At 45.0% G+C, this 25,970-nt stretch carries 18 protein-coding genes; 2 read left to right on the top strand and 16 right to left on the bottom strand.

Annotated elements, in window-relative coordinates:
* Positions 1 to 2: 2 nt before the first annotated feature.
* Positions 3 to 1,346 (bottom strand): metalloprotease PmbA, encoded by a 1,344-nt coding sequence (gene pmbA / locus KHN78_RS09720; RefSeq protein WP_211915904.1) that lies wholly within the window; start codon positions 1,344 to 1,346, stop codon positions 3 to 5.
* A 110-nt stretch (positions 1,347 to 1,456) separates the two neighbouring features.
* Between pmbA and yjgA the strand changes: the two genes are divergently transcribed.
* The gene (gene yjgA, locus KHN78_RS09715) at positions 1,457 to 1,984 is read left to right on the top strand and encodes a ribosome biogenesis factor YjgA (RefSeq protein ID WP_211915903.1); all 528 of its coding nucleotides are present in this window, start codon (positions 1,457 to 1,459) and stop codon (positions 1,982 to 1,984) included.
* A gap of 75 nt (positions 1,985 to 2,059) precedes the next feature.
* Here the strand turns inward: yjgA and KHN78_RS09710 are convergent, their stop codons facing one another.
* The 3 genes from KHN78_RS09710 to rapA all read right to left on the bottom strand — a co-directional run bounded on the left by KHN78_RS09710 (position 2,060) and on the right by rapA (position 6,824).
* Positions 2,060 to 3,022 carry a D-2-hydroxyacid dehydrogenase gene (locus tag KHN78_RS09710; protein WP_211915902.1) on the bottom strand — a complete coding sequence of 321 codons (963 nt, stop codon included), beginning with the start codon at positions 3,020 to 3,022 and terminating at the stop codon, positions 2,060 to 2,062.
* A gap of 35 nt (positions 3,023 to 3,057) precedes the next feature.
* Positions 3,058 to 3,810 carry a bifunctional tRNA pseudouridine(32) synthase/23S rRNA pseudouridine(746) synthase RluA gene (gene rluA, locus KHN78_RS09705; RefSeq protein WP_128810073.1) on the bottom strand — a complete coding sequence of 251 codons (753 nt, stop codon included), beginning with the start codon at positions 3,808 to 3,810 and terminating at the stop codon, positions 3,058 to 3,060.
* Positions 3,811 to 3,914: 104 nt separating this feature from the next.
* Positions 3,915 to 6,824 (bottom strand): RNA polymerase-associated protein RapA, encoded by a 2,910-nt coding sequence (gene rapA / locus KHN78_RS09700; RefSeq protein WP_211915901.1) that lies wholly within the window; start codon positions 6,822 to 6,824, stop codon positions 3,915 to 3,917.
* Between the two features lie 547 nt (positions 6,825 to 7,371).
* Between rapA and KHN78_RS09695 the strand changes: the two genes are divergently transcribed.
* On the top strand, positions 7,372 to 8,748 hold the full coding sequence (locus KHN78_RS09695) for a PhoH family protein (protein WP_211915900.1): 1,377 nt from the start codon (positions 7,372 to 7,374) through the stop codon (positions 8,746 to 8,748).
* 127 nt (positions 8,749 to 8,875) lie between these two features.
* On the opposite strand, the gene tldD is transcribed toward KHN78_RS09695, so the two are convergent.
* The 12 genes from tldD to KHN78_RS09635 form a co-directional block, all read right to left on the bottom strand.
* Complete coding sequence (gene tldD / locus KHN78_RS09690) at positions 8,876 to 10,321, bottom strand: metalloprotease TldD (protein ID WP_211915899.1); 1,446 nt, start codon at positions 10,319 to 10,321, stop codon at positions 8,876 to 8,878.
* An 11-nt stretch (positions 10,322 to 10,332) separates the two neighbouring features.
* Positions 10,333 to 11,154: a carbon-nitrogen hydrolase family protein gene (locus KHN78_RS09685; RefSeq protein WP_211915898.1), complete on the bottom strand. Its 822-nt coding sequence runs from the start codon at positions 11,152 to 11,154 to the stop codon at positions 10,333 to 10,335.
* A gap of 43 nt (positions 11,155 to 11,197) precedes the next feature.
* Entirely contained in the window at positions 11,198 to 15,076 is a 3,879-nt protein-coding gene (locus KHN78_RS09680; RefSeq protein ID WP_211915897.1) for a YhdP family protein, read from the bottom strand.
* Between the two features lie 11 nt (positions 15,077 to 15,087).
* Complete coding sequence (rng, locus tag KHN78_RS09675) at positions 15,088 to 16,557, bottom strand: ribonuclease G (RefSeq protein ID WP_128810068.1); 1,470 nt, start codon at positions 16,555 to 16,557, stop codon at positions 15,088 to 15,090.
* 18 nt (positions 16,558 to 16,575) lie between these two features.
* A complete protein-coding gene (locus KHN78_RS09670; protein WP_211915896.1) occupies positions 16,576 to 17,145 on the bottom strand; it encodes a Maf family protein in 570 nt (189 codons plus the stop codon).
* A 4-nt stretch (positions 17,146 to 17,149) separates the two neighbouring features.
* Entirely contained in the window at positions 17,150 to 17,638 is a 489-nt protein-coding gene (mreD, locus tag KHN78_RS09665; RefSeq protein ID WP_128810066.1) for a rod shape-determining protein MreD, read from the bottom strand.
* A complete protein-coding gene (mreC, locus tag KHN78_RS09660; RefSeq protein ID WP_128810065.1) occupies positions 17,628 to 18,518 on the bottom strand; it encodes a rod shape-determining protein MreC in 891 nt (296 codons plus the stop codon). Before mreC ends, mreD begins: the two co-directional genes overlap by 11 nt.
* A gap of 143 nt (positions 18,519 to 18,661) precedes the next feature.
* Positions 18,662 to 19,705: a rod shape-determining protein gene (locus KHN78_RS09655; protein WP_099080126.1), complete on the bottom strand. Its 1,044-nt coding sequence runs from the start codon at positions 19,703 to 19,705 to the stop codon at positions 18,662 to 18,664.
* 152 nt (positions 19,706 to 19,857) lie between these two features.
* A complete protein-coding gene (locus KHN78_RS09650) occupies positions 19,858 to 24,216 on the bottom strand; it encodes a DUF6701 domain-containing protein (protein WP_211915895.1) in 4,359 nt (1,452 codons plus the stop codon).
* Positions 24,216 to 24,659 (bottom strand): MSHA biogenesis protein MshP, encoded by a 444-nt coding sequence (locus KHN78_RS09645; protein WP_211915894.1) that lies wholly within the window; start codon positions 24,657 to 24,659, stop codon positions 24,216 to 24,218. The genes KHN78_RS09650 and KHN78_RS09645 overlap by 1 nt, the downstream gene beginning before the upstream one ends.
* Positions 24,649 to 25,356, bottom strand: coding sequence for a PilW family protein (locus KHN78_RS09640; RefSeq protein WP_211915893.1), 708 nt, complete (start codon positions 25,354 to 25,356; stop codon positions 24,649 to 24,651). Before KHN78_RS09640 ends, KHN78_RS09645 begins: the two co-directional genes overlap by 11 nt.
* A complete protein-coding gene (locus KHN78_RS09635; protein ID WP_211916533.1) occupies positions 25,356 to 25,952 on the bottom strand; it encodes a prepilin-type N-terminal cleavage/methylation domain-containing protein in 597 nt (198 codons plus the stop codon). Before KHN78_RS09635 ends, KHN78_RS09640 begins: the two co-directional genes overlap by 1 nt.
* Positions 25,953 to 25,970 lie beyond the last annotated feature (18 nt).

Below are 25,970 nucleotides of genomic sequence, written 5' to 3'. Positions count from 1 at the left end.
AACTATTCGCCTGCGACTTTCATCGTATCAAGCAAAATAGAACCCGTCTGGATTTGTGAGCGGGTCTCCACATCACTGCCGACAGCCACAATTTTTGTAAACATTTCTTTTAGGTTACCAGCGATCGTGATTTCCGAGACTGGGTACTGGATTACGCCATTCTCAACCCAGAACCCTGCTGCCCCACGGGAGTAATCGCCCGTCACAACATTAACGCCTTGGCCCATGGTTTCTGTTACCAGTAGACCAGTGCCCAGCTCTTTCAGCATTTGCTCGAAGTTTTGCCCCGTAGACTTCACATACCAGTTATGAATACCACCAGCGTGACCCGTTGGCTCCATCTTCATCTTGCGAGCAGCGTAGCTAGTTAGCAAGTAAGTCGCCAAAACACCATCTGTGATGATTTCACGATCTTGAGTGTAAACGCCTTCACTATCAAATGGGCTTGAAGCCAAGCCACGTAAAACATGCGGACGCTCAGAAATATTAAACCATTCTGGCAACACTTGTTTGCCAAGGTGATCCAACAAGAAAGACGATTTACGGTATAAGTTACCACCACTGATTGCCATCACAAGGTGGCCAATCAAGCCCGTCGCAACATCAGCGGCAAACATAATAGGATACTTACCCGTCTTAAGTTTTTGAGCGTCTAATCGGCTAATGGTTTTTTCTGCGGCTTGACGGCCAACCATCTCAGGAGTCCACAAGTCATCACGATGGCGAGCAACGGTATAGCTGTAATCGCGCTCCATTTCGCCATTCTTACCAACACCAATAACACAACAACTGGTGCTATGGCGACTTGAAGCATAACTTGCTAATAAACCGTGGCTATTACCATAAACTTTCACACCATAATGGCTGTCATAGCTCGCACCATCACTTTGCTTAATGGCATCACTGTAGCTTAGTGCTTCTTTCTCGGCAGCAATGGCAACTTCTGCTGCATAGTCAGGGTTAGGTGCATCAGGGTGGAAAAGGTCTAGGTCCGGAATTTCTTTGACCATCAACTCTTTAGGCGCAGGGCCTGCAAATGGGTCTTCTGATGTGTATTGAGCAATGTCTAATGCCGCTAAGACGGTTTGCTTAATTGCGGCTTCGCTCAAGTCTGATGTGGAAGCACTGCCTTTACGTTGCCCACGGTAAACGGTGATACCAAGTGCACCATCGCTGTTGAACTCCACATTTTCCACCTCGCCCATACGAGTGGAAACACTCAAACCAGTGCTCTTGGTAATTGCGACTTCAGCCGCATCAGATTTTGCTCCAGCAATCTCTAATGCTCTTGCAACGGCTTGTTCTAGCTCAATTCGTTGCTCGGTAACCTGCTGTTTAATATCCATTGTCTTTCACATCATGTATTCGATGTACAATAGAATAACAAGAATTTCGCTTTCTCCCCACGATTCTTGTTAAAATAGTCATAATATTAATCAGAACACAGGCAACTGAAATGGCACGTAAGAATCAAAAAGCGCCATGGGAACCAGAAGAAGAGATCATCTGGGTAAGTAAATCCGAGATGAAACGCGACATGGAAGAGCTGCAAAAGCTTGGTGAAGAGCTCGTAGGTCTTAAACCATCGACTTTAGAAAAGTTTCCATTGAGCGAAGACCTAAGAGAAGCCGTTGCAGATGCACAGCGCTTTAAAAACGAAGCGCGTCGTCGCCAACTGCAACGCATCGGTAAATTGATGCGCTATGAAGATCCAGAGCCAATCCAAGCGGCACTGGACAAAGTTCGTAACAAGCACTCGCAAGCAACCGCCGTACTCCACAAATTAGAAGTACTGCGTGATCGCGTGGTTGAAGATGGTGATAAAGCTATTGATGACGTGATGGAGCTTTACCCTACAGCCGATCGTCAACGCCTTCGTCAGCTTGCTCGTCAAGCTGCGAAAGAAAAGAAAGCGGGCAAGCCTGCGAAGTCTTACCGTGAGATTTTCCAAATTCTAAAAGCGCTGAACGAAGAAGAGCAGTAATTCGCTTACCTTTAAAAACGGCAAGAAGCATCAAATACAAAGCAGATCTCATGATCTGCTTTTTCGTCTCTGCTGCTAGCAAAGTCTATTGATGCTCTCACCACACTGAAATGCATTGATGTTTTCGATTAATATGTCAGCTAGACGCTGAAGAGAAGAATCGCTTCCCCAGGCCACATGAGGGGTAAGCAACAAATTGGGTAAATCCATATTCGCCACCAAAGGATTATTGCTATCTGCTGGCTCCTGCGTAAAAACATCAATACCTGCAGCCGAGATTTCTCCTCGCCTTAGTGCATCCACTAATGCTTGCTCATCGACCAAGCCACCACGCCCTGTATTGATCAAGATGGAAGTTGGCTTCATTAACTTCAGTTCCACTTCACCAATTAAATTATGCGTATGTTCATTTAACGGACAGTGCAAAGAAATGGCGTCACAACGTTTAAGCAAATTTTCAAAGGGAACGTAACCCTTTCGACATTCACTTACGCCTTTCCGTTCGGAAAACAGTACGTTCATGCCCACTGCTTTGGCTAAATGTGCGGTTGCTTGCCCTAACGTTCCGCTTCCAATTATACCTAAAGTACTACCAGCAATATCAGCTATTGGATGAGTAAAAAAGCAGAACTGTTTATTTCTTTGCCATTCCCCAGCCGCAATATCTTGGTGATAGCCAAATAAATTACGACGCAGTGCAAATAGCATGGCAATAACATGCTCAGGTACAGAACGGGTGGCATAGCCACGAACGTTTGCCACTGCAATATTATTCTGGGCGCAATAATTGATGTCGACGTTATTGAAACCCGTTGCTGCGACCGCAATCATTTTTAAGTTAGGCAATTGAGCCAAAACCATTTGGTCGAGGACAACTTTGTTGCTGATGACAATATCGGCCTCAGCCAAACGTTCTACCACTTGGTCTGCCGAGGTTAAATCATACTCAATCCAATGATGAGCGAAATTAAGACGAGGTAACTGGATATGCTCGGGGATGGTTGCACGATCAAGAAAGACCACTTTAGGCAGTGACATAACGGCTCCTTTTTATTCACTGCCTAATGGAAATGTTATGAATGAGGCAGTGTTTTATAGTCTGGTAATTTACGCTCAGGGTCGAAATAGTCAAAGATCATCTCTTTCGCTTCCGGATAGAAATCACAAGGTACAAAAATACTGCGTAGCCATTGACTCTTAGGGTGGTAAAAACTCAGCTCTGCTGCGTGCAGCTCCAATCGAGCCGAGAATGCTTTCGCATCTTCAGTCGCGTAAAACTCATCTCCCACAATTGGGTGCCCTAGAGCTTGCATGTGTACACGCAATTGATGGGAACGTCCTGTAATAGGTAACAGACGTACGATTGTGGTCTTAGAGCCATCTTGATGCTCTTCTCGCTTAGCGACCTGAAATAACGTCTTGGATGGCTTGCCATCTTCAAAACACACTTTCTGTAGTGGGCGATTCGGCCAATCACAGATCAGGGGCAGATCGATCTCCCCTTCTTGCGGCTCTATATGCCCCCATACTCGCGCATAGTAGATCTTATGCGTCAGACGATATTGGAACTGTTTCTTCAAGGCACTTTCAGCACGCTTATTTTTCGCTAACACCATCAAACCCGACGTCGACATATCCAAACGGTGCACCACCTGGATCTCCGGGTATTCTTCTTGTAGACGACTCCACATACTATCGTGATGCTCAGCAAGACGCCCAGGAACAGACAGCAAACCTGATGGCTTGTTCACAGCCAAGATATGATCATCCTCAAACACAATATCGGTCCAAGGATCTGTCGGAGGGTTGTACTCAAGCATTGCCATCTGTGTGCTCTCAAAATATAGAAAGAAAAGGAGGGGTATTTTAATACTAAAACGACTCCCGTAAAGGAGCCGTTTTGATTATCGTTTTTCTAGATAAAAACCAATTAGTTGTGACTTACCACGATCAAACGTAGCGAATCGAGTTGAACTTGAGCTTGGTTAATATAACCCGTCAACTCTTTAATTTGTGCTTCAATCGCATCAATCTCTTCGTCACGAATATTCGGGTTTACCGCTTTTAGTGCTTGTAAACGTTCAAGCTCTGAATTCAAGCTTTGCTGCATCTCTTGATGAGCTTGCTTACGAACCGCTTCAACCTGTGGTTCAACCAATATATCACCGGCTTCTATTAAACGATGAACCTCTTTCTGAACAGAAGTCACTAGCTTGCTCGCAAGGTGACGATTTACTGGGCTAAGTTGACGGTTAAAGCTCTCAAACTCTACTTGAGCAGAGAGATCATTACCTCGGCCATCCATCATTAAGCGAATCGGCGTTTTTGGTAGAAAACGCGCAATACCACTGCGTTTTGGTGCTTGTGCATCCACCGCGTATACCAATTCAAGTAGAATAGTACCCACTGGTAGCGCTTTGTTCTTCAGCAAAGAAACCGCAGAGGTACCCACACCTTCGCTCATCAGCAGATCGATACCACCTTGAATCATTGGGTGCTCCCAACTGATGAAGTGCATGTCTTCACGAGAAAGCGCGGTATCACGATCAAACGTAATGGTTGCGCCCTCATATGGAAGACCAGGATAGCTCGGCACCATCATGTGTTCAGACGGTGTCACAACTAAGGCATTTTCACCTTTATCGTCTTGGTTCAGACCAATGGTATCAAATAGAGACAGCGCAAACGTCACTAGGTTAGTATCGCCGTCTGTTGATGCGATTTTCTCAACGATTTGCTGTGCTTTTTCACCGCCATTAGAGTGCATTTCTAATAAGCGATCGCGGCCCTGCTCTAACTGAGATTTCAGCGCTTTATTTAACTTAGCCGACTCTTCAATCACTTCATCAAGGTTTGCAGTATCGCCCGAAGCAAGCATCTCAATAAGCGCGTCTGAATACTTGTCATAAACCGCGCGACCTGTTGGACAGGTTTCTGCAAAGGCATTCAAACCTTCATCAAACCAACGAGCCAGAATCGATTGTGAAGTGCCTTTTAGGTATGGAACATGAATATCGATATCGCGTTTCTGACCAATACGATCAAGACGACCAATGCGCTGCTCTAGCAAATCCGGGTTGAATGGCAGATCGAACATCACAAGCTGATTAGCAAACTGGAAGTTACGACCTTCAGAGCCGATTTCGCTACAGATGAGAACCTGTGCACCCCCCTCTTCCTGAGCAAAATAAGCCGCGGCTTTATCACGCTCTAGAATCGACATTCCCTCGTGGAATACCGTTGCGCGGATACCCTCACGCTCACGTAAAGCTTGCTCTAGTTGCAACGCAGTACTTGCACGAGAGGCGATGACTAGGACTTTGTCACTGCGTTTTTCTTTTACTTTTTCAAGTAGCCAGTTAACGCGAGAGTCAAATTGCCACCAGCTTGAATCATCACCTTCAAACTCTTGGAAGATTTCCTCTGGATACAAGTTCTTCATTGCACGCGCTTCAGGCGACATCTTACCGCCAATCATGCCCGCAACACGCATGGATGTGGTGTATTGCGGCGGAATATCCATTGGCATCAAATGCACATTACGAACAGGGAAGCCTTTAACAGCAGCACGTGTATTACGGAACAACACACGCCCAGTACCGTGACGATCCATTAGATTGTCAATCAACTCCTGACGCGCTGATGCTTTTGCTTCTTCATCGCTGTCACTTTCGATAATACGAAATAGCGGTTCAACGTCCTGCTCAGAGAGAAGTTCTGTGATCTGGTTTTTAGCGTCATCGGCCAGTTTATGGCCTGAGAATAATGACGTAATTGCATCCGCAACAGGTGCGTATTGCTCTTCTTCTTCAACAAACGCTTCATAATCGTAGAAACGGTCAGGATCAAGTAGACGCAAACGAGCAAAGTGACTCTCACGGCCAAGTTGCTCTGGCGTTGCAGTCAGCAGTAGCACACCAGCTGTACGCTCCGCTAATCCCTCGACGACTTGATATTCACGACTCGGTTTGTCTTGGCTCCACTCTAGGTGATGTGCTTCATCGACAACCAACAGATCCCATTCCCCCTCTAATGCCTGCTCAAAGCGCTTACGGCTCTTACGTAGGAAATCAAGAGAACACAGCACATATTGCTGAGTATCAAATGGATTTTCTGCGTCTGCGAATGCTTCAATACAACGCTCTTCATCAAAGATAGAGAAGTGCAGGTTGAAACGACGCATCATTTCAACTAACCACTGGTGTTGTAATGTCTCAGGCACTACGATAAGAATACGCTCAGCTCGGCCAGCCAGCACTTGCTGGTGAATGATCATGCCCGCTTCGATAGTTTTACCAAGACCTACTTCGTCTGCTAACAGTACGCGTGGTGCATGTCGGCGGCCAACTTCGTGTGCGATATATAACTGATGTGGGATCAAACCTGCACGCATACCGCACAAGCCACGCATTGGGCTCTTATGCTGTTCAAACTGGTTTTTCAGTGCACGGTAGCGCAATACAAAGTTGTCCATGCGATCAATCTGACCCGCGTACAATTTGTCTTGCGGTTTATTAAAACGGATCTGGTTACTAAGGAATATTTCACGCAGTACGACTGCGGTTTCCTGAGTGTCTTCACGAGTACCGAAGTAGGTGTATAAACCCTCATCTTCTAGTACTTCTTCAACTTTTAATGACCAACCTTCTTGGCAATCGATGACATCACCGACGTTGAACGTTACTCGGGTAACTGGCGCATCGTTACGTGCGTAAACTCGGTTTTCCTCTGATGCTGCAAACATCAATGTCACAGTACGAGCATCCATTGCTACTACGGTACCTAAACCTAAATCGCCTTCCGTATCGCTAATCCAGCGCTGACCCAAAGCAAATGTCATGAATTGACTACCTCGTTATTTGTTTCTTGGTGAGTGTTTCTGTTGGCCTACTTATGCTCGTTAGGCATGGATAATAGTGTAGATCTGATTGCAACTTCTGCTACCTCCATTCTACTCTTTATGCCACACCAAGCTGAGTAAACAATCGCCAGCCTCGCATGATAATTCAGGCTCATCAGAAGCACAGAAAAGGTCGGTAATCTTACTTGAAGCTGTGATACAGGTCACGCCTAAACGAACAAGCGAACCAACTTTTTTTCCTGAATTACGAATGCAATCAAATTGTAAAAAACTCATGACAATTATTGAGTTGCAACAAGCAAATATTACGTATACTTCTAATAAGGATGCTTACATGACATATGTGTATATGTAGGCATATTGGTACACGATTAGGATCAACACGGGTTTGCAGTAAGTTGTCTTGCTACTCGGTTGCGCACTAACCGACATTGCCGGACGACCTCTATTGCAAGTAAATAAAGCTAGGACAGCGCTGTATTCCTAGTTTTCTTTAAGCAAAGCCGCGCTGCGGCAAGGAGACGCTATGGGCGATACCGATCGGAAACTATTTGTACTCGATACCAACATCCTCCTCCATGAACCTTTCGCCATTTTTTCTTTTCAAGAGCACGATGTCGTCATTCCTATGACCGTGCTAGAAGAACTCGACCGAATTAAAGACAGTAAGCGCGACGTCGCTCGAGATGCACGCGTTGCAATTCGCGCTATGGAAGATTTATTCAAAGACGCGACACCCGATGAAATTTCAGAGGGCATTCCCGTATCTAAAGACAGCCCAAGCCAAGGCACGATTTCTATTTTGGCGGATTTTGAATTGCAGGAAACCGTCAAAGCTTTCGCCGACAAAGCCGGTGACAACCGCATACTCAATGCGGTGCTTTATCTGCAAAACAAACGAGCACCTCGTGAAGTCGTGCTCGTGACGAAAGACATTAATATGCGCCTTCGAGCCAAAGGGGCTGGCGTTCGTTTTGTCGAAGACTATCGCACCGACCAGCTCATTGATGATATCCAGTACCTTACAAAAGGCTTCCAGCAACGTGAGGGAGACTTTTGGAGTCACGTCGATGATGTTGAAAGCTATGCTCTAGGAGGAAAAACATTCCACAAACTCAACAAAGAGCCGTTTGATCCAACGTTTATTAACCAATACATCATTGATCAAGACAGCGATTTTGTTGGCCGAGTAGAAACTATTGTTGATGACAAAGTGACATTGCTCGACCTCAGCCGTGAACGCATGATGCACCGTCGAGCTTGGGACATTACCCCGAAGAATATCTATCAAGGCATGGCGATGGATGCCTTACTCGACCCAGATATTGATTTGGTGATTCTGACCGGTGCAGCAGGCAGTGGTAAAACACTACTGGCCATGGCGGCCGCATTGGAACAAACCATTGAAAAAGGCATGTTTGACAAAATCATAGTAACGCGAAACACACCAGACATTGGTGAATCGATTGGCTTTTTACCAGGTTCTGAAGAAGAAAAGATGATGCCATGGCTAGCCGCTGTCACTGATACTTTAGAAGCGTTGCACAAGCACGACCACTGCACTGAGGGCTCAATGAAATATATCTGTGACAAAGCCAACATTCAGTTTAAGTCGATTAACTTTATGCGTGGCCGCTCCATTCAGAACGCATTTGTGTTGCTCGATGAATGCCAAAACCTAACCGCTTCACAAATCAAGACCATCATCACCCGCTGTGGGGAAGGCACAAAGATTGTGTGTTCAGGTAACTTAGCTCAAATAGATTCTCATTACCTCACACCCGTGACGTCTGGTTTGACTTATATGGTCGAGCGTTTCAAGAACTTTGAAGGCAGCGCCAACATTCACCTAAATGGCGTGGTACGCAGCCGATTAGCAGAGTTTGCCGAAGAGAATTTGTAGTGACCTATCTAGTCATCTAAAGTTCTTTGCCTGCAACTAGTCATCTAAAACTAATCACTGACAACGAATCACCTAAAACCAAAAGAGCGCTCAATGAGCGCTCTTTTTAATTTGGAGTGACGATGACTTACTCAGTACCACCAACGGTAATGGAATCAAGTTTCAATGTTGGCTGACCAACGCCAACCGGTACACTTTGACCCGCTTTACCACACACGCCAACACCTCTGTCGATGCTTAGATCATTACCTACCATCGATACTTGCTGCATCGCTTCGATACCTGAACCGATAAGCGTTGCGCCCTTCACTGGACGAGTGATTTTGCCATCTTCAATCAAGTACGCTTCCGATGCTGAGAAGACGAACTTACCAGAAGTGATATCCACCTGACCGCCACCGAAGTTTGGTGCATATAGACCTTTCTTCACCGTAGAGATGATCTCTTCTGGCGAGTGTTCACCCGGCAGCATGTAAGTGTTGGTCATACGTGGCATTGGTAGATGCGCGTAAGACTCACGGCGACCGTTACCTGTTGGGTTTACACCCATTAAGCGTGCGTTTAGCTTGTCTTGCATGTAGCCTTTTAACACACCATTTTCGATAAGCGTATTGTATTGACCATTGACACCTTCATCGTCTACGTTCAATGAGCCGCGCAGATCTTTTAGCGTGCCATCATCGACGATAGTACAAAGTGGAGACGTCACTTGCTCACCCATCTTGCCAGAGAACACGGAAGACTCTTTACGGTTGAAGTCACCTTCCAAACCGTGGCCTACGGCTTCATGTAACAATACGCCAGGCCAACCTGAACCTAGTACAACAGGCATCATACCCGCGGGAGCGGCTTCTGCTTCTAAGTTAACCAGCGCCATACGAATCGCTTCATCGGCGAAATAGAACGCCTGTTTTACACCATTGCTTTCAGACAAGAAGAAGTCATAGCCAAAACGGCCACCGCCACCAGCACTGCCACGCTCTCGACGATCGCCTTTTTCAGCTAACACACTGATTGACAAACGAACAAGAGGGCGAGTGTCTCCCGCGTAAGTGCCGTCTGTTGCAGCAACCAACATTTGCTCATGCACACCGCTGATACTAATGGAGACTTCTTTGATAAGTGGCTCTTTAGTACGGATGTACGCATCAAGCGACATTAACAGTTCGGTTTTTTGTTGCTTTTCCCAACTTGCTAGTGGGTTTACCGCATCATAGTAAGCTTGGTTGTCAGAACGTTTGAACGCATGCACTTTGCCATTTTGACCTTGCTGCGCAATACCACGCGCTGCAATCGCACTTTGCTTCAAACCGTCTAGTTGAATTTGGTCTGAATAAGCGAAACCGGTTTTCTCGCCAGTGACGGCACGAACACCAACACCACAATCAATGTTGAAAGAGCCATCTTTAATGATGCTGTCTTCTAGAACCAGAGACTCATGCCAGCTGGACTGAAAGTAAATGTCCGCGTAATCGATCTGGCGCGTCGCAATGCTCGCTAGTGTGTCAGCGATGTCTTGCTCTGTCAGACCGTTTGGGGCAAGGAGTGCCTGTTCTATTTGGTTTATGCTCATAGTTAGCTCTTTTATTTCCGTTTCAATGCATTTTGAAAGCGACTGTGTTGAGTCAGCGGCATATTCTGCCTTACTTGCTGGCTGTGTGACAAATCTATCTCAGCCACCAGCAATCCTACTTGATCATCGAGTTGTTGATGAATACAGCCCCAAGGGTCAATCACCATGGAGTGTCCCCACGTTTGGCGACCACATAGATGGGTCCCCGTTTGCCCGCATGCAAGAACCCAACACTGAGTTTCAATGGCACGCGCTCTTAACAAGACTTCCCAATGCGCTTTACCTGTCACCGCAGTAAAAGCGGCTGGCACAACAATAATTTGGGCACCTGCTAAGCGTAGCGCTTTAAATAACTCAGGAAAGCGCACGTCATAGCAAATACTTAAGCCTACCGTACCAATATTGGTCTCTGCCGTCACGATTTGGTTGCCAGCCTTAAACGTATCGGACTCTCGATAGCTGCCATGTCCATCGGCGACATCCACATCAAACATATGCAGTTTATCGTAATGAGCAATGCATTCGCCTTGCGATGAGAATACTAATGTTGTCGTTGTGACGCCTTGTTCTGAACGAATCGGCATACTGCCCAATACCAAAGTCAGCTGGTTTTGTTTTGCAATACCAGACAAACGTTGCTGAATCGGACCGTCACCCAATCTTTCCGCATTCTCATGATACGCGTTACGATTGGCAAACTGCGTGGCGTTTTCTGGCGTCACAACCAGCTTAACGCCTTGTTTAGCTGCCAGTTCACACTGCTGAGCGATAAAGTCCAGATTCTCATCGATATCCGGACCAGATGTCATTTGAATGATGCCAATTCGTTCCATCTACTTAGCTCCTTTGCGCTCATTCATAGGTAAAGACGAATGATTACTTCGCTTGTTTACGCATTTTTTCTGGCAATTTGTACTCGCCCTTACTACGTGACATCTCTTTTACCGTTGGTGAATCAAGTGGTCCTTTCACTTCGTAGTTTACCTGGGTGAAGACTTCAACAACGGGAGAAATCACTGTTGATATCGCCAGCACATATAATGCCGTTTGAGGTGCTACCGCAAAAGCGGTCAACATTGGTAAGCCCGAGGTAATATCTGGCGTAAACTTCACTTCTGCGTCCACAAGGCGACGATTAATATCAGCCATACCTCGGATTTGCATTTCACCCGCCAACGCATCCATCACGATATCATTAGTAACAAAAATGCCATCCTGAATTTTGCCCGTACCAGTGATTGAATTAAACGCCATACCTTTGTCAAACACATCCGTAAAGTCGAGCTGCATCTTGCGGATAATTGAATCTAAACTAAACAACCCCAATAAGCGTGCTGCACCGCTAACTTCGGTGATCACGCCTTTACCAAACTCGGTAGAGACGTCACCTTGCAAACTTTGAGTCTTCATCGACCACGGAGCGCCATCCCAATCAAGATTTGCACTAATCTCAAATGGCGCACGCTGAATACCAGAAGTAATACCAAAGCGTTCCATCAGGTCACTGTTGTTCTCGCCTTGTAATTTGATATTCAGATTCGAATGACTGCGATCTTTATTGAGCTCCCACCAACCATTCATTTCCACCTTACTCTGACCACTGCTAAACGTGACCTTGTTCCACGCCAAGCGGTTATCTTGCCGTGAAAGGTCAACATTGACCTTACCGACCTTATAACCTTGAAGCCAAAAGTCATCGATATTCAACGTTAAATTTGGTATCTCTTGGTGTAGCTTTCGATCCAAATCGGAGATCAAGGGTGCCGCTTGATCCTCACTGGCAAACAAAGAGTTTCTTTCATCGGTTATTTCATCAAACCCCGGAATGTATAAATGCAAGTGTTCTAATGACACCGACAAATCATAAGGCTTAAGGTACGTGGCATTACCTTTCAACTCTTGACTATTGACATCCAAGAGCCAACTCAAATGCTTTTTGCGAGCGGTTAAATCCACATCATGAAAATCAATGCCCGCGACTTTAAGTGTTTTTACATCCATACCCACGCGAGTTGGTAATGGGATTGCCGGCGTTTTCATATTTGCCAACACGGACGACACATCACTGACTGGTACGTGACCTAAACCCACCCAATTATCAAGGCTTAATGAGTCCAACTGAATCGAGGCATCGTGACCAACAATCGGGCTAATCTTAAACTCTCCCTCGCCGACAACGAGATTTGTCGCCGTCAAAATAGGCACATCTCCCGTGATATCAATTTCTGCTTGATACTTCGCATTCGGGATTTGCAAACGTGCAGAGATATTTTCTTGATTACCTGATGCCTGTAATCTTGCTTGACCCGCTTCCCCTCGTTCTTTATTCAATGGGGACGGGTATTGGCTTATCAGTTGATTTAACTGCGCAAGCACACCAAGTTGATACGTAAAACCGACATCATTAAGCTGTAAATCAATATCCATTTGCCATGGAGCATGCCCCGAGACTAAGCTCAACCAACGCTCACCTAAATAAGGCTTGAGCGGGTCAACCGACCAATCCCCCAGAGTATTGATTGCCACGTTATAGCCTTGCTCTGCATTTTCACCACGAAAATCCAAAGAAATCGGCTGCTTTAACAAAACCGCAGACAAACCCGATGTTGTCACGACGTCGTTATCAAACTCTATACGTCCTGTGGCCTTTTCCAATGTCATCGGCGGCGCTTCAATATCGACACGATTCTCCTTTAGATCCGCATAACCCCATGCTCTTGAGTCTTTATCGGTATCGAAAGGAATATTGAGCTGAAACTCTGAATACACCGGCCCGCTGACTTGTAAAGCTGTCAATGCAGCACCAACAGAGTCCACCAATGGCGTCGCCATCATATAGTCACGAACTTCATTACCTGGCGCACTCGCCTTGGCTTCTATTTCGATGTGACCATTCTCTGCCAATTCAGGAATGCGCCCTGTGATACGTTTCGCTTTCACACCGTTCAACGTTGCTGACTTAGAATCCAAATACATCGCATCGTTTTCGAACAATAAATCAAGTTGAAGATCAGTAATCGTCGGCCACGCGGTATCAAAACTAAACTTCGCGTTCTTCAAACCCACCCAAGCTTGGAACATCCCATTATGTTCTTTATACGGAAAGTCACCTAATTCGCCATACCAAAGCAGTTTAGCGGTGTTAACTTTCCCGCCTTGAATTGCAGTCGAAAGGTAATCGGTAAGATCTTGTCCTAACGCTGGCGCTGGTAGGTAGCGCCATGTTTCACCAGCATTGTAAAGATCAGCTTCGGCATAAAATGACAGGAATGGGCTTTGATCTTTGGGGAAATCCAAACGAAATGCACCAAGCACTTGTAAATCAGGCGTAGCAGCCGTGACTTTGTCTGACCATAAACGCCAACCACTTTCGTCTTGCTGCCAAATAACATCGACTTCCGCTTGCTTTACATTCAGTGGCGCTTGAAACACATCACCATATGGGAAAACATCATCAATGACGGTGATCTTTGCTTTCGCTTGCTTGAGATCGCCAAACACCGAGCCTTGTACATGATTAAAGCCCGGCAGCAATTCCCATTGCGTTAGACCGAGCTGATCAAGCTCTGCTGAATATTTCAGCGTGTCTAAACCACCATTCATGGATAAACGGATGTCTTCCACTCGCCCTTTGGCCGCAAGCTTATTCAGCAAATCACTGATAGGCTCCGACTTTGGCGCCAATTTGACAAGCGGTGTTAGCGCTTCAATATCCAGTTGAGATAAGTTAAGCAACCAACCATCTGGCTGCCAATCAAATGCGATGTCTAATTCTGGCCATGGGTGATCATCCGTGCGAATTTTGAGTGAGTGACCATTTACTTTCCAGCCCTGCTTATCTGGCGATAGCTTAAAAATGCCGGATTCCAACAATAACTCATGCTGGCCATTTTCATTCCACACAAGCTCTGAGGGTTTTAGTTCAACATAAGCGTAATGAGGATGACTATGCTCCAAGGTTAGCCATGTATTTAAACTTACACGTCCCGATTCAATTCCAGATGCATCTTGTACATAAGTCGTCAGCCAAGGGGTGACGGATACATCTTGAGCGCTAACATAGAATTCACCAGAAATATCCAATAATGACCCATAGTCTCTAAAGTTAGCGCTTACCAACAACGCATTGAGACTCGCATCCGCGATACTGACGGTGCCCTCTGCTAAGTGGTGTTTACCACGGTTACTCCATCGCAACTGGGCGATATCTAAGCGGCGAGTTTCCCCCGAAACCGATTTATACCAAACACGGGAATCCGTGATCGTAAAATCCTCAAACTGGCGTAACAGCAGCGAGTCAAGCTGATCAATTAGCTTACTTTCACTACGTGCACTACTTGAAGATTGAGGAGAGGACTCCCCGCGAGGTAACAAATCCAGAGAGCGAATATCTAATGCCAAATCACCAATCGTTAAATCAGCAATAACCGGTTTAAACTGCAACAAAGATTGAATTAAATCGAACTCAATGTGAATTTCATCAACCGCAAAACGTGCTTCGGGGTTATTGGGCAGATTGGCTTCTAAACCTTGCAGAGCAATAGATGGGTGGCTATTACGCCAAGAGCCAGCAACGCTGGTAATAGAAAAGTCAAAACCTGAGCCTTGCTTGACCCAGGTTTGAATTTCATCTTGGAAGTGGTTAAGTTGTGGGAGAGCTACGCGCAAGGTTGTTACGATGATGGCAAGAAAAACCAATACCGAAACCAATACCCACGCGCAGAAACGCCCGAAACGGTTAAAACCAGAATTCACAAATTTTCCAATTACATCATTACGACGTCAAACTGCTCCTGAATATACAGAGGCTCAGCTTGAATACGAACTTGTTTACCAATAAATACTTCAAGTTCAGCCAGTGCGTGTGATTCGTCGCCCAACAAAGTTTCAGCAACAAATGGGGATGCGTAAACGACAAACTTGTCGGCATCATAAGCACGGTTTACTCGAGTGATTTCACGTAAGATTTCGTAGCAGACGGTTTCTACTGTCTTCACGCTGCCACGCCCTTCGCATGTTGGACAACTCGAACAAAGAATATGTTCAATGCTTTCTCGCGTGCGTTTACGTGTCATTTCAACGAGACCCAATTGGGTAAAGCCGTTGATGTTGGTTTTCACGCGATCTTTAGATAAAGCCGCCTCAAGCGAAACTAATACACGCTTGCGATGTTCCTCTGACGCCATGTCGATAAAATCAATGATGATTATCCCGCCAAGGTTGCGCAAACGAAGTTGTCGTGCAATCGCCTGTGTCGCTTCGACGTTGGTGTTGAAGATGGTTTCTTCAAGGTTACGACGGCCAACAAACGCCCCAGTATTGATATCAACGGTCGTCATCGCTTCGGTCTGATCGATGATTAGGTAACCGCCCGATTTGAGCTCGACCTTACGCTCCAAAGAACGTTGGATTTCGTTCTCTGTATCGTACATATCAAAAATAGGTTTATCGCCCTCGTACAGCTCAAGCTTGTCTGTCAGCTCAGGCACATATTCAGAAGTAAACTCTTTAAGGTTTTCATACTCAAGACGAGAATCGACCATGATTTTGTCCAGCTCAGTACCAACAAAATCACGCAATATACGCTGCGCTAAACCAAGCTCACCATAAAGTGTCGAACGCGTTTTATATTTTGAACGACGTTCCATGACTTTTTGCCATAGACGTTTCAAAAATGCCGCATCTTGTGAAAGCTCTTTCTCGTCAGCGCCTTCCGCTGCCGTGCGAATGATAAAACCACCGTGCTCGTCGCAGTAATGGTTAACCACTTTCTTAAGACGCTCACGCTCACGCTCACTTTCAATACGCTGAGAAACACCAACATGACTCGCCCCTGGCATAAACACCAAGTAGCGCGATGGCAATGTAATATCAGTGGTTAGACGGGCACCTTTCGTACCGAGAGGATCTTTAACGACTTGCACAACAATGTCTTGGCCTTGGCGAACCAATTCAGAAATATCACGAACCTGAAATTGCTGCTTTTCGTTCTCTGCGACACACTCGGTGTGCGGCACAATATCTGACGCATGCAAAAACGCCGCTTTATCTAGGCCAATATCAACAAACGCCGCTTGCATGCCTGGCAATACGCGACTGACTTTGCCTTTATAAATATTGCCCACAATGCCTCGACGGGCTTCACGTTCAATATGAACTTCTTGTAGTACTCCACCTTCAATCATGGCCACGCGAGTTTCACTCGGGGTCACGTTAAGCAGCAATTCTGCACTCATGTGCACACCTCAAAACAATTATAAAAATTCTTGAATTAGCTGATCGGTTTCGAACAAAGGTAAGCCTACTACGGCATGGTAACTGCCTTCTATTCGGGTGACGAAACGCCCCCCGAGCCCTTGAATTCCATAACTTCCAGCTTTATCGCATGGTTCTCCTGACTGCCAATATTGTTCGATTTCTTCTTCGGTCAGTGTTTTGAACCACACGTCAGTGATCACGACCACTGAGTGTTGTTGTTCTTTTGATACGACGCTCACTGCGGTCATTACTTGATGTTGACGACCTGATAAGTTGTTGAGCATACGTTTTGAATCTTCAAAACTATTTGGTTTTTCTAATACTTGGTTTTCACATACCACGACAGTATCTGAGCCCAATACAACAGAATCAGGCTTAGCCATCGCTAAGCCTGCCTGAGCTTTTTCCAGAGAAAGACGCAGAACATAGTCTTGTGCTTGCTCGTGATCTTGCTTAGCTTCTTCAATGTCAGGAAGCACAACGTCAAAATCATAACCTAGTTGAGCAAGCAGCTCTTTTCTTCTCGGAGAACCCGATGCGAGAACGAGGGATAAGCCCTTTTTCACAACGCTACCTTACGTGCCAAGCGCGACGTACGCGTCGCATAAGTAAAAACATCCATGGCCAAAGTATACAGTTTATTACTGCAGTCCATAGAGATAATGGATTAAATACTACATCCTGGTTCAAATATTCCCCACAGAATATAAGAAGCTCCAATACCACGGTAAAAAAGGCAATCAAGATAGATTGTTGCCACAGTGCCATGTTACGGATCACCAGGAAGTTCAGTGCCACCAAGTAGACAACGATCGACATCATCATGCCTCTGATCCCTAAGGTCGAGCCAATCAAAATATCCCAGAGTAGCCCGAGCACTAGTGCCGTACCTACGTTCACACGATGGGGCAATGCAAGCACCCAGTAACATGTGACCAAGAATAGCCATGATGGACGAAGAAGATCTAATACGCCCGGCCAAGGGATCGTTTGAAGTACAAGAGCAACAAAAAAGCTGACACCAATGACCACTCGGCTACGCACTACACTATTGGCCATTTGTCACCTCTTGCTTAGCACTTTCTTCCACACTGGATTGCAATACCTTGTGCTGACGATCTTCATTCGGCCAGATCAACAGCAAATACCTCAAACGGTCAAACTCCACGACTGGCTCAGCCTTGATTGCAGCAAACTCCTGACGTGGATCGTGAGCAACCGATGTCACATTCGCAACCGGATACCCTTCAGGATAAATCCCGCCAAGACCTGACGTTACTAATAAATCGCCGACTTGAATATCCGTACTAGTTGGAATGTGTTCCAATTGGATCTCATCAACTTCACCATTACCAGAAGCAATCACGCGAATATCATTGCGGATAACTTGTACAGGAATCGCATTCTTTGCATCGGTAAGCAGGAGTACACGAGCATTATGTGCCGCAACAAAAGTGACCTGACCAACAATGCCTTTTTCATTAATGACAGGTTGACCTACGTATACCCCGTCAATTTGTCCTTTATCGATAACAACTTGGTGTCGATATGGAGAAGTATCTACCGCCATCACTTCTGTCACGACTTTCTTCTCATCACGGACAAACGAAGATCCAAGCAACTTACGTAGACGCTGGTTTTCTTCTTTATATTGATCGAGCAAAATCAGTTCGCTCTTCAGGCGAAGCACTTCACGCTTCAAACTGCGGTTGCCATCTATCAGCGACTGACGAGTATTTAAACTCTCAAACATCCCATCGAACATGCTACGAGGTAAATTTGCAGCGTATTGTATTGGAGCGACCATACTATTAAGCAGGTATCGAACGTTAGAGAACGTATCTAGACGGTTATCAGCCAGCATCAAGCTCGCCGACACGATGACAGCAAAAAACAGACGCAATTGCAGAGATGGGCCTCTGCCAAAAATCGGTTTCATCTTGTTTTTGACCTGATTGCTACCATGATATTGAGCCTTACTTGGCAACCTGAGAAATCACAAGATTCTAGGTATGGAGCAGATTGAAATTACAGAGAGAGCAGAAATGATGGTGAAGCCCGTGCAGAGCTTCACCGAACACTTTATTCTTCAGAGAATAGATCGCCACCGTGCATGTCGATCATTTCTAGAGCTTTACCGCCACCGCGAGCCACACACGTTAGTGGATCTTCAGCGATAACCACTGGAATACCCGTTTCTTCCATTAGAAGACGGTCTAGATCTTTGAGTAGTGCACCACCACCAGTTAATACCATGCCGTTTTCAGAGATATCAGAAGCGAGCTCTGGTGGACACTGTTCTAGTGCAACCATCACTGCAGATACGATACCAGATAGCGGCTCTTGCAGCGCTTCTAGGATTTCGTTTGAGTTTAGGCTAAAGCTACGCGGCACACCCTCAGCAAGGTTACGACCACGAACTTCGATTTCACGAACTTCATCACCTGGGTATGCAGAACCGATCTCATGTTTGATCTTTTCAGCAGTCGCTTCACCAATCAAGCTACCGTAGTTACGACGAACGTAGTTGATCACTGATTCATCGAAACGGTCACCACCGATACGTACAGAAGACGAATAAACCACACCGTTTAGTGAGATAACTGCCACTTCAGTTGTACCACCACCGATATCAACCACCATTGAACCTGTAGGTTCAGAGACGCGTAGACCAGCACCGATTGCCGCCGCCATTGGCTCGTCAATTAGGTAAACTTCACGTGCACCCGCACCCAGTGCTGATTCACGAATAGCACGACGCTCAACTTGAGTAGAACCACAAGGAACACAAACCAGTACGCGAGGGCTTGGTTTAAGGATGCTGTTATCGTGCACTTGCTTGATGAAGTGCTGAAGCATTTTTTCAGTTACGTAGAAATCTGCGATAACACCGTCTTTCATTGGACGGATAGCTGAGATGTTACCCGGCGTACGACCAAGCATCTGTTTTGCTGCATGGCCTACAGCAGCAACGCTTTTTGCAGAACCTGCACGGTCTTGACGAATAGCAACGACTGAAGGCTCATCAAGGACAATACCTTGGCCTTTTACGTAAATTAGAGTGTTGGCAGTACCTAAATCGATAGATAGGTCGTTAGAAAACATGCCACGAAGTTTTTTAAACATATTCTTCGCTCATCCTGCAAAAATTTAGAAGACAAAAATTGTCCTAAATGTACCAATGCCTCGCTGTCACAGCAAGGCATTGGTACACAAACATGAGCAGAAAGCCTCAATTTCTTGCAGTTTCCTTACTTAACGCAAGAAACCGGCGTTTGTTACTGTGCGGTTAAACCCGGTTCACCACGATAAATCACGCGATCATTGCCGCGATGAATACCAAACGTGACCACCGATGATGGATTTTCTTCTCCACTTTCCGTTTTATCCCAGTTGTATTTGAGCCAAGGTAGGTCATTACCACCCGGATCAAGGTTTAGCCAAACACGACTTTGTTGACGGTTAGATTCCGCTTCTGTGGCTTCAATTGAGCGAGAACGACCAGCGATCACTTTGCCACCTGCACTCAGTGCCACATCGACATCCTCCGCGACGCCATCTGTATTTTTCTTTTCCGACCAAACCAGCTTTTGTTTTTCTTTAATGCCTTGAACATCCGTTTGGCTGTCATCTAAGTTGAGAGTGAAACGTTCACCATTCCAGTATTCAATACGAAGTGGAATATGTATTACCGTATCTGTGCCTTGTTTTTCACCCGCATCGGATAAGTTAACGCGTCCAAAGCGAATCTTAGGCTGCATAATTAAACGCGAGTCATTAGCTTTATCTACATTCAAGAAAGAAACCGGATCCTGACTATTACCCGCAAATACCAAGCCAATTTTCGTCACATCCGCTCCTTGATTATAAGGACCATCAGCATAACCTTTTGCATCGTTTATCTTGGTGAAATCTTTAATAAAGCATGCACTACCAATCGAGCGATTCGAAGAATCAGCACCACAAAGCGAATTACCGCCTATAGTGAAAGATCCGAGACTCTTCGTCTTATCAGACAACCTCCAGCTGCCCTCTGAGTTAGGGGCATCAAATCTCCCAGCCAATGCATCTAACTCATCAATATTAAACATGGCTTGATTCGCAGACTCGAACAACGCATAGTTTTTGAGTGAATCTTCATTCGAGTTCAATGCCTCAACCGAATAAGAGACACCATCAAAAGGCTGCCCCATATAAGCAAAGTTTTGTGCTCCTGGGTAATTCCAATCACTGTCACTGTCAATGACTTGGAAATATTTAGGATAAAAACGACCGATAGTGACGTGATTGTCCGTCAACGATTTTTGGAAGTACGTTCCTGATGTTTTCAAGTCCAATGAACCTACTTCATTCCAAGCATATTCCACCGTCAGACCTGACTTAGCATTATCTTTGTTAAATTCTAATTGCTGTTTATCTCCTAGATTCGCGATATCGCTGTCTGTTGAGGATGGATAAGCAATAGAGAATTCAGTATCAAATTGTGCTTTAACACTTTCATCTGAGAAGAAGTTTTGAGTCACTGGATAGTCACAAAGCTCACTTGCCTGACCTTTCGAGTCACTATGTACAACTGGTTTGTAAGTCACACTAAAGCTCTCTCCAGATGGGATAAAGCCGCCATCAGAGCCTTGGGTTCCTGGGTTCAATTTTCCACCGTTCTTTGCAACAATATTGCATGCTGCAATTTTCCAAGGTCGTGACTGAACGGTAAATGAACCTGTGAGAACCGTTTCCAAAGATTGCGAACTATCATCACCTTTAGGAGCAATTGGACAATTACTAGAATAATTTGGATCACAAGTAAACTTAGTGTCAGTTAACGTAACCGTATAAACCCCTGATTCCATGACTTTAAACGGGCTAGAAGTCACGCCTTTACTACCATCAGAAAACGTAGGTGCATAAGTAAATAAACTTTCTTCCTTACGTCCTGTTTCTGGCGTTGCAATATCCCACTCTACAATTGGTGTACCTTGATAGCTTTTAACAACCGTTTGACTATCATTTTGACAAGCGAGCACCTTGGTCTCTATCTGAGAGCCTTGGCCCGCGATAACAAATTGCGGTTGTACATCAAATTTATAAGGTACAAACCTGAAAGTTGACGCTAACGTCTTTGATGAATCATTATCGAGAGTAACGGTTAACTTATAGTCTTTATTCAACTCTATTTTGTCGTTATTAGTAACCATTACAGATAGTTTAAGCTTTCCTAAATTAGATGAGCTGTTGCTAGTAATAAAGTGTGGATAGCTACCAGACCCGACGTTGTCAGCAACTTGAACAGACAAACCGCTTTCATTTGGTCCGACTCCAACAGTCACGCCCGTACTTTCCGGTTGAGTGCCATTTTTCGTTTCAATGATAAAACTAGGCTGATCTTCACCACATGTCAGGGCATATTGTTTTGTTGGGGTTAGTGTTAGTTCATAGCTTGTTGGGGGATCAATACATTCAGTTGCGGCTTGAATTTTCGCAGTCGATGTCAGTTGAACAGATCTTGCGGAAACAGAGCCATAAACAACGGCATCGCCACTCATCTCAACATGCTTTTCGCTGTATAATAATCCGACAAACTGCGCATCACCATTGAGATCTACATATTCTCTATCACCAGATTTGGGAATATTATGGACATTCACTCGAAGTTCTGCGTCTGCAAGTACCGGTAACTGCGGATTTGCCCAACTCGTTATCTCAATACCAAAGTGGCTTCGGTTGTTCACTGCCAAACTTCTTGTATCTATCGTAACGGAGTTCCCCGATCTAACAATGACTTTTCCGTCTTCCCAAACATCAATTTTGCCAATTTTATAATGTCCAGACTTAATAATAACCGTCCCACCAACAGACAAAGTTTCATATGTTTGATTATCATCATCAAGGATTAAAGTATCACCAGCCAAAACTGTTCGGCTCTCCCCCAGGTGATTTGGAAAGTTCTCTAAGGCTTCTTGCCCTGTCATCAACCCCTCATCACTCGTACAAGTTTGTTCTGAGCATGCCAATGTGCGATCATAAATATGGTCAGGTAAAAAACCGAGAACTCGCTTTCCATCGACAAGTGGAGCCCCTACGATTGTCGGACTGCCATATAGGTGTAGCTCACCATCCTTATCATCAACAGGAATGTATCCATCTGGTCGCTTCCATGTTTGAACTGGACTATTAAATCCATTACACATTGGGTTGGCGTTTGCTTTTTCAAACATGAACCAACCAACATCTTCATCCTTGTGGCCCCTTTCTTTATCTTTCTGCATATCTTCTTCAATGATAAAGGCGGCAGAATTTTTCGTCACATCACAGCGTTTTAGCCAACCTCCATTTGGACCTCGACGTGAGTTTTTATTTGCAACCAAAATAGGCGGCTCATTAAAGCTCGTTCCATCAGGGAACGGTGTATATACAGAACACCCCTCAACAACAGGGTCAATGACAGGATCTTTCGTATTTAACGTGTATTTCGTTGTACCGTCACCTAGCCAGAATTTGCGTCCATTGATATAACCAGCACCTTGACCTGCAACAAAAGCGAGCGTTTCTTTTGTACGCAAGTTGCTGTAAACCTCTGAGGTCTCAAGCGAGATTTTGGCTTTCTCTTTAGTAACATCCCGAGCAAGAGCAGTGAACCAATCTGAAGACCGATCATTATTTCTAGTCTGGGACTGAACTAAAACGCCGGGTATTTTATCGAAATGGTTCAATCCAAAGTCAGCGAAATCTATGGTTACCCCGTTATTTCTTTCGCTCTTTTTTTCAGATGCAGCAACCTTAGTATCAATTGTGCCTGCGACAATTTTTGAGCCATTATTCAGCTCTAATACACCTGGTTCGATAATAAAATAGTCCACTTTTGCCATTTCCTTGTGGATGACATCTCTATCTTTATCCCAAAACGAAACCTTAGAGTCCGCTTTGTTATGTGGGGCAAATTCTTGCACAATCGTAGCTGTGGAATAACTTGTGTTCACAACAGAAACCGTTGATGGGTACTCACTTACACGCGGAGATTTTCTTGATAATGACGCATCAATGGTTGGCATGACGAATACTAGAGGCTTAGATTTAGTTCTATCGTATGTATTCTCAAAATCAATCGTACAGGTGTATTTATTGCCATCCATACGACAATTTCCGCGATCCACGGTGCCAAACTCGAATGTCGGCGAACGATTAATCGGACCTACTGGAGGAACCAGCTCTTCGAAATTAGAACAGTGAATTGTACCGATATCATCACCGACATCAGATGCAAGATAATTACCAGACTTTAAACTTACATTCATAGAGTCAATAAGTTCATAACTCGATGCTCTTGCGAGTTTTCTAAAATAACGCAACGTACCTGTACTTGAGTCATGAGTTATTTTTACATCGTAAAACAAGCCTTCGGTAAGGCTACGCTCGTTAAATAAATAAGACCATGAACGGTTTTCACTTCGCTTATGCTTCGTATACCAAAGGTAGTATCCATGTTGGCCTTGCTGAAGTTTAACCGCTTGAAAATCATCATCAGCTTCAACACGGAATGAAATCGTGAAATCACTTTGCCCTAGCACATTGCACTGCGAAGCTAACGTAATATTTGGCAGCATTAGCGAAAGTGCTAACAAGATAATTATCTTTTTCATTATTGTTGATACTCCCTAACCCAAATCTCTTGTTGGCGCTGAACTTTTGTCACCCCGGAGCCACACATTGCCGTGGCTTGCACCTTAAATAAAGATTCTGCATCTGAAGCACCTTTATTAAAGGTGCCTATTTCTGAACATTGCATCGCTTCGATCTCACAACCTGTTCCTTGTGCCACATCTGGCTTTTTGCCATTGACACGATTCGAACATAGCGTTGTAAACGCAGCGCTGGTTCCGTTTAATGGATAAAGCTGAGTAAGCGCCCACTCATTGGCAGATTGGGCGATAAACCACGCTTTGGTTCCTAAAAATTCACGTGTGAGTGTGCTTTGGTTGGACCAATTCACACGCATTAATGACGAAGCCAAAAAGCCCATCACAATAATGACGAACAGCACGATAATTAAGACATTGCCTTGAGGCTTTCTTCTATGGGACATTGAGCACCTGCACGTCTTGTTGGTAAACACTGCGCTCACCGTCTTGAACAAACTCCAAATTAATATGGACAAGGCCACCGCGCTGAAGGGTTGGTTCTTTATAATGCATTTTGCTGACTGCTGTATTAACGTTCTCTGCAACCGTCACCCCATTGCGAGTAATCTGGCCACTGTCAAAGCAATAACTCACTTGCGAGTTTTCTTGGTAGATATAGTGACGGCTGGAAATAGAAGAACTATCAATGCTATCCGCGGCGCCTGAAATCTTAAAAACGCCATCTTTTTTAGTAAATTCGCTAACAGAGAAACTTTGTGGCGATGAGGGTGATAAATCCTGTATACGACTTGGGTTTATCACTAACCAACTGTCTTTGGGCATTGTTTCTCGGTCGATATCATTACCAAGAAGAAATTCTAAATTTCCATCTCTTAAGTTGTAAAAGCCTGAGAACTCGATAGGCACAAACGCCAAACAATTGCTTGAGGGTTCATAAAAGCTATTTGGCACCGCATGGCGAATCTCGCGCGACATTTTTTCTAATACAAACTGCGCTTGAGTTTGAATTCGCTGGCGGTCGATAGAATCCGCATAACCTTTCATCCCAAGCTTCACATAACCGGCAATACCTAGCATTATGATACTGCCAATCACAATCGTGGCGATCATCTCTATTAAAGTAAAACCCCGCATTTTCATCAGTAGTTTCCTCTAAAAGCGGTAAGCGATAGTGGCTGAGTATTGCTGGAGTAAATGGTCATCGTCACCTTTTTGTAAGGCGTGATAATCGTAGACTTGGTAGGTGCAGAGTTGTTTGTCGTAATATCGTAATAAGCGACTTTCACCTCAACCCTAAAATTCTTGTAACTGTCACCACTGTCTTCACCCAAAATATCACTAATGTTACCGCGCTCTTTTCCCTGACACTTATTGACCGTTGTAGGCGTACTCCAACAGCCAATGTAATCATCAACGTCATTAAAATCACTTGGCCGATTTTCTTCGCTGTCTTCACCTAAATCATCAGGCTCAGTACAACGCTCTTGTTTCGTACCATCATCTCCCTCTCCACAGCGAATCACGCCACCATCAAAGTCGCTGTTTTCATCAAAACCCCGCGCCAATATTTGCGACATAAAACTTTGCGCTAAAGCTGCTGCGCGAGTTTGATAATGAGGCGTTGCAGAATCACGCAACTGTGGAACAAGAAAGGAGGTATAGGCAATCATGGCAATGCCCATCAAAACGATGGCGATCACCATTTCAATCAAGGTCATGCCGCCTTGGTTCTTCAGCCTTTTATTGCTTAAGCG

It is taken from the genome of Vibrio sp. B1REV9 (genome assembly GCF_905175395.2).
GTDB lineage: Bacteria > Pseudomonadota > Gammaproteobacteria > Enterobacterales > Vibrionaceae > Vibrio > Vibrio alfacsensis.
Note: the sequence above shows the minus strand (reverse complement) of the source record. Positions and strands in the feature narration are given on the sequence as shown.

Coding starts and splice junctions, on each gene's coding strand:
- pmbA (WP_211915904.1), bottom strand. CDS start 1,346: ATGGATATTAAACAGCAGGTTACCGAGCAACGAATTGAGCTAGAACAA.
- yjgA (WP_211915903.1), top strand. CDS start 1,457: ATGGCACGTAAGAATCAAAAAGCGCCATGGGAACCAGAAGAAGAGATC.
- KHN78_RS09710 (WP_211915902.1), bottom strand. CDS start 3,022: ATGTCACTGCCTAAAGTGGTCTTTCTTGATCGTGCAACCATCCCCGAG.
- rluA (WP_128810073.1), bottom strand. CDS start 3,810: ATGGCAATGCTTGAGTACAACCCTCCGACAGATCCTTGGACCGATATT.
- rapA (WP_211915901.1), bottom strand. CDS start 6,824: ATGACATTTGCTTTGGGTCAGCGCTGGATTAGCGATACGGAAGGCGAT.
- KHN78_RS09695 (WP_211915900.1), top strand. CDS start 7,372: ATGGGCGATACCGATCGGAAACTATTTGTACTCGATACCAACATCCTC.
- tldD (WP_211915899.1), bottom strand. CDS start 10,321: ATGAGCATAAACCAAATAGAACAGGCACTCCTTGCCCCAAACGGTCTG.
- KHN78_RS09685 (WP_211915898.1), bottom strand. CDS start 11,154: ATGGAACGAATTGGCATCATTCAAATGACATCTGGTCCGGATATCGAT.
- rng (WP_128810068.1), bottom strand. CDS start 16,557: ATGAGTGCAGAATTGCTGCTTAACGTGACCCCGAGTGAAACTCGCGTG.
- mreD (WP_128810066.1), bottom strand. CDS start 17,638: ATGGCCAATAGTGTAGTGCGTAGCCGAGTGGTCATTGGTGTCAGCTTT.
- mreC (WP_128810065.1), bottom strand. CDS start 18,518: ATGAAACCGATTTTTGGCAGAGGCCCATCTCTGCAATTGCGTCTGTTT.
- KHN78_RS09655 (WP_099080126.1), bottom strand. CDS start 19,705: ATGTTTAAAAAACTTCGTGGCATGTTTTCTAACGACCTATCTATCGAT.
- KHN78_RS09650 (WP_211915895.1), bottom strand. CDS start 24,216: ATGAAAAAGATAATTATCTTGTTAGCACTTTCGCTAATGCTGCCAAAT.
- KHN78_RS09645 (WP_211915894.1), bottom strand. CDS start 24,659: ATGTCCCATAGAAGAAAGCCTCAAGGCAATGTCTTAATTATCGTGCTG.
- KHN78_RS09640 (WP_211915893.1), bottom strand. CDS start 25,356: ATGAAAATGCGGGGTTTTACTTTAATAGAGATGATCGCCACGATTGTG.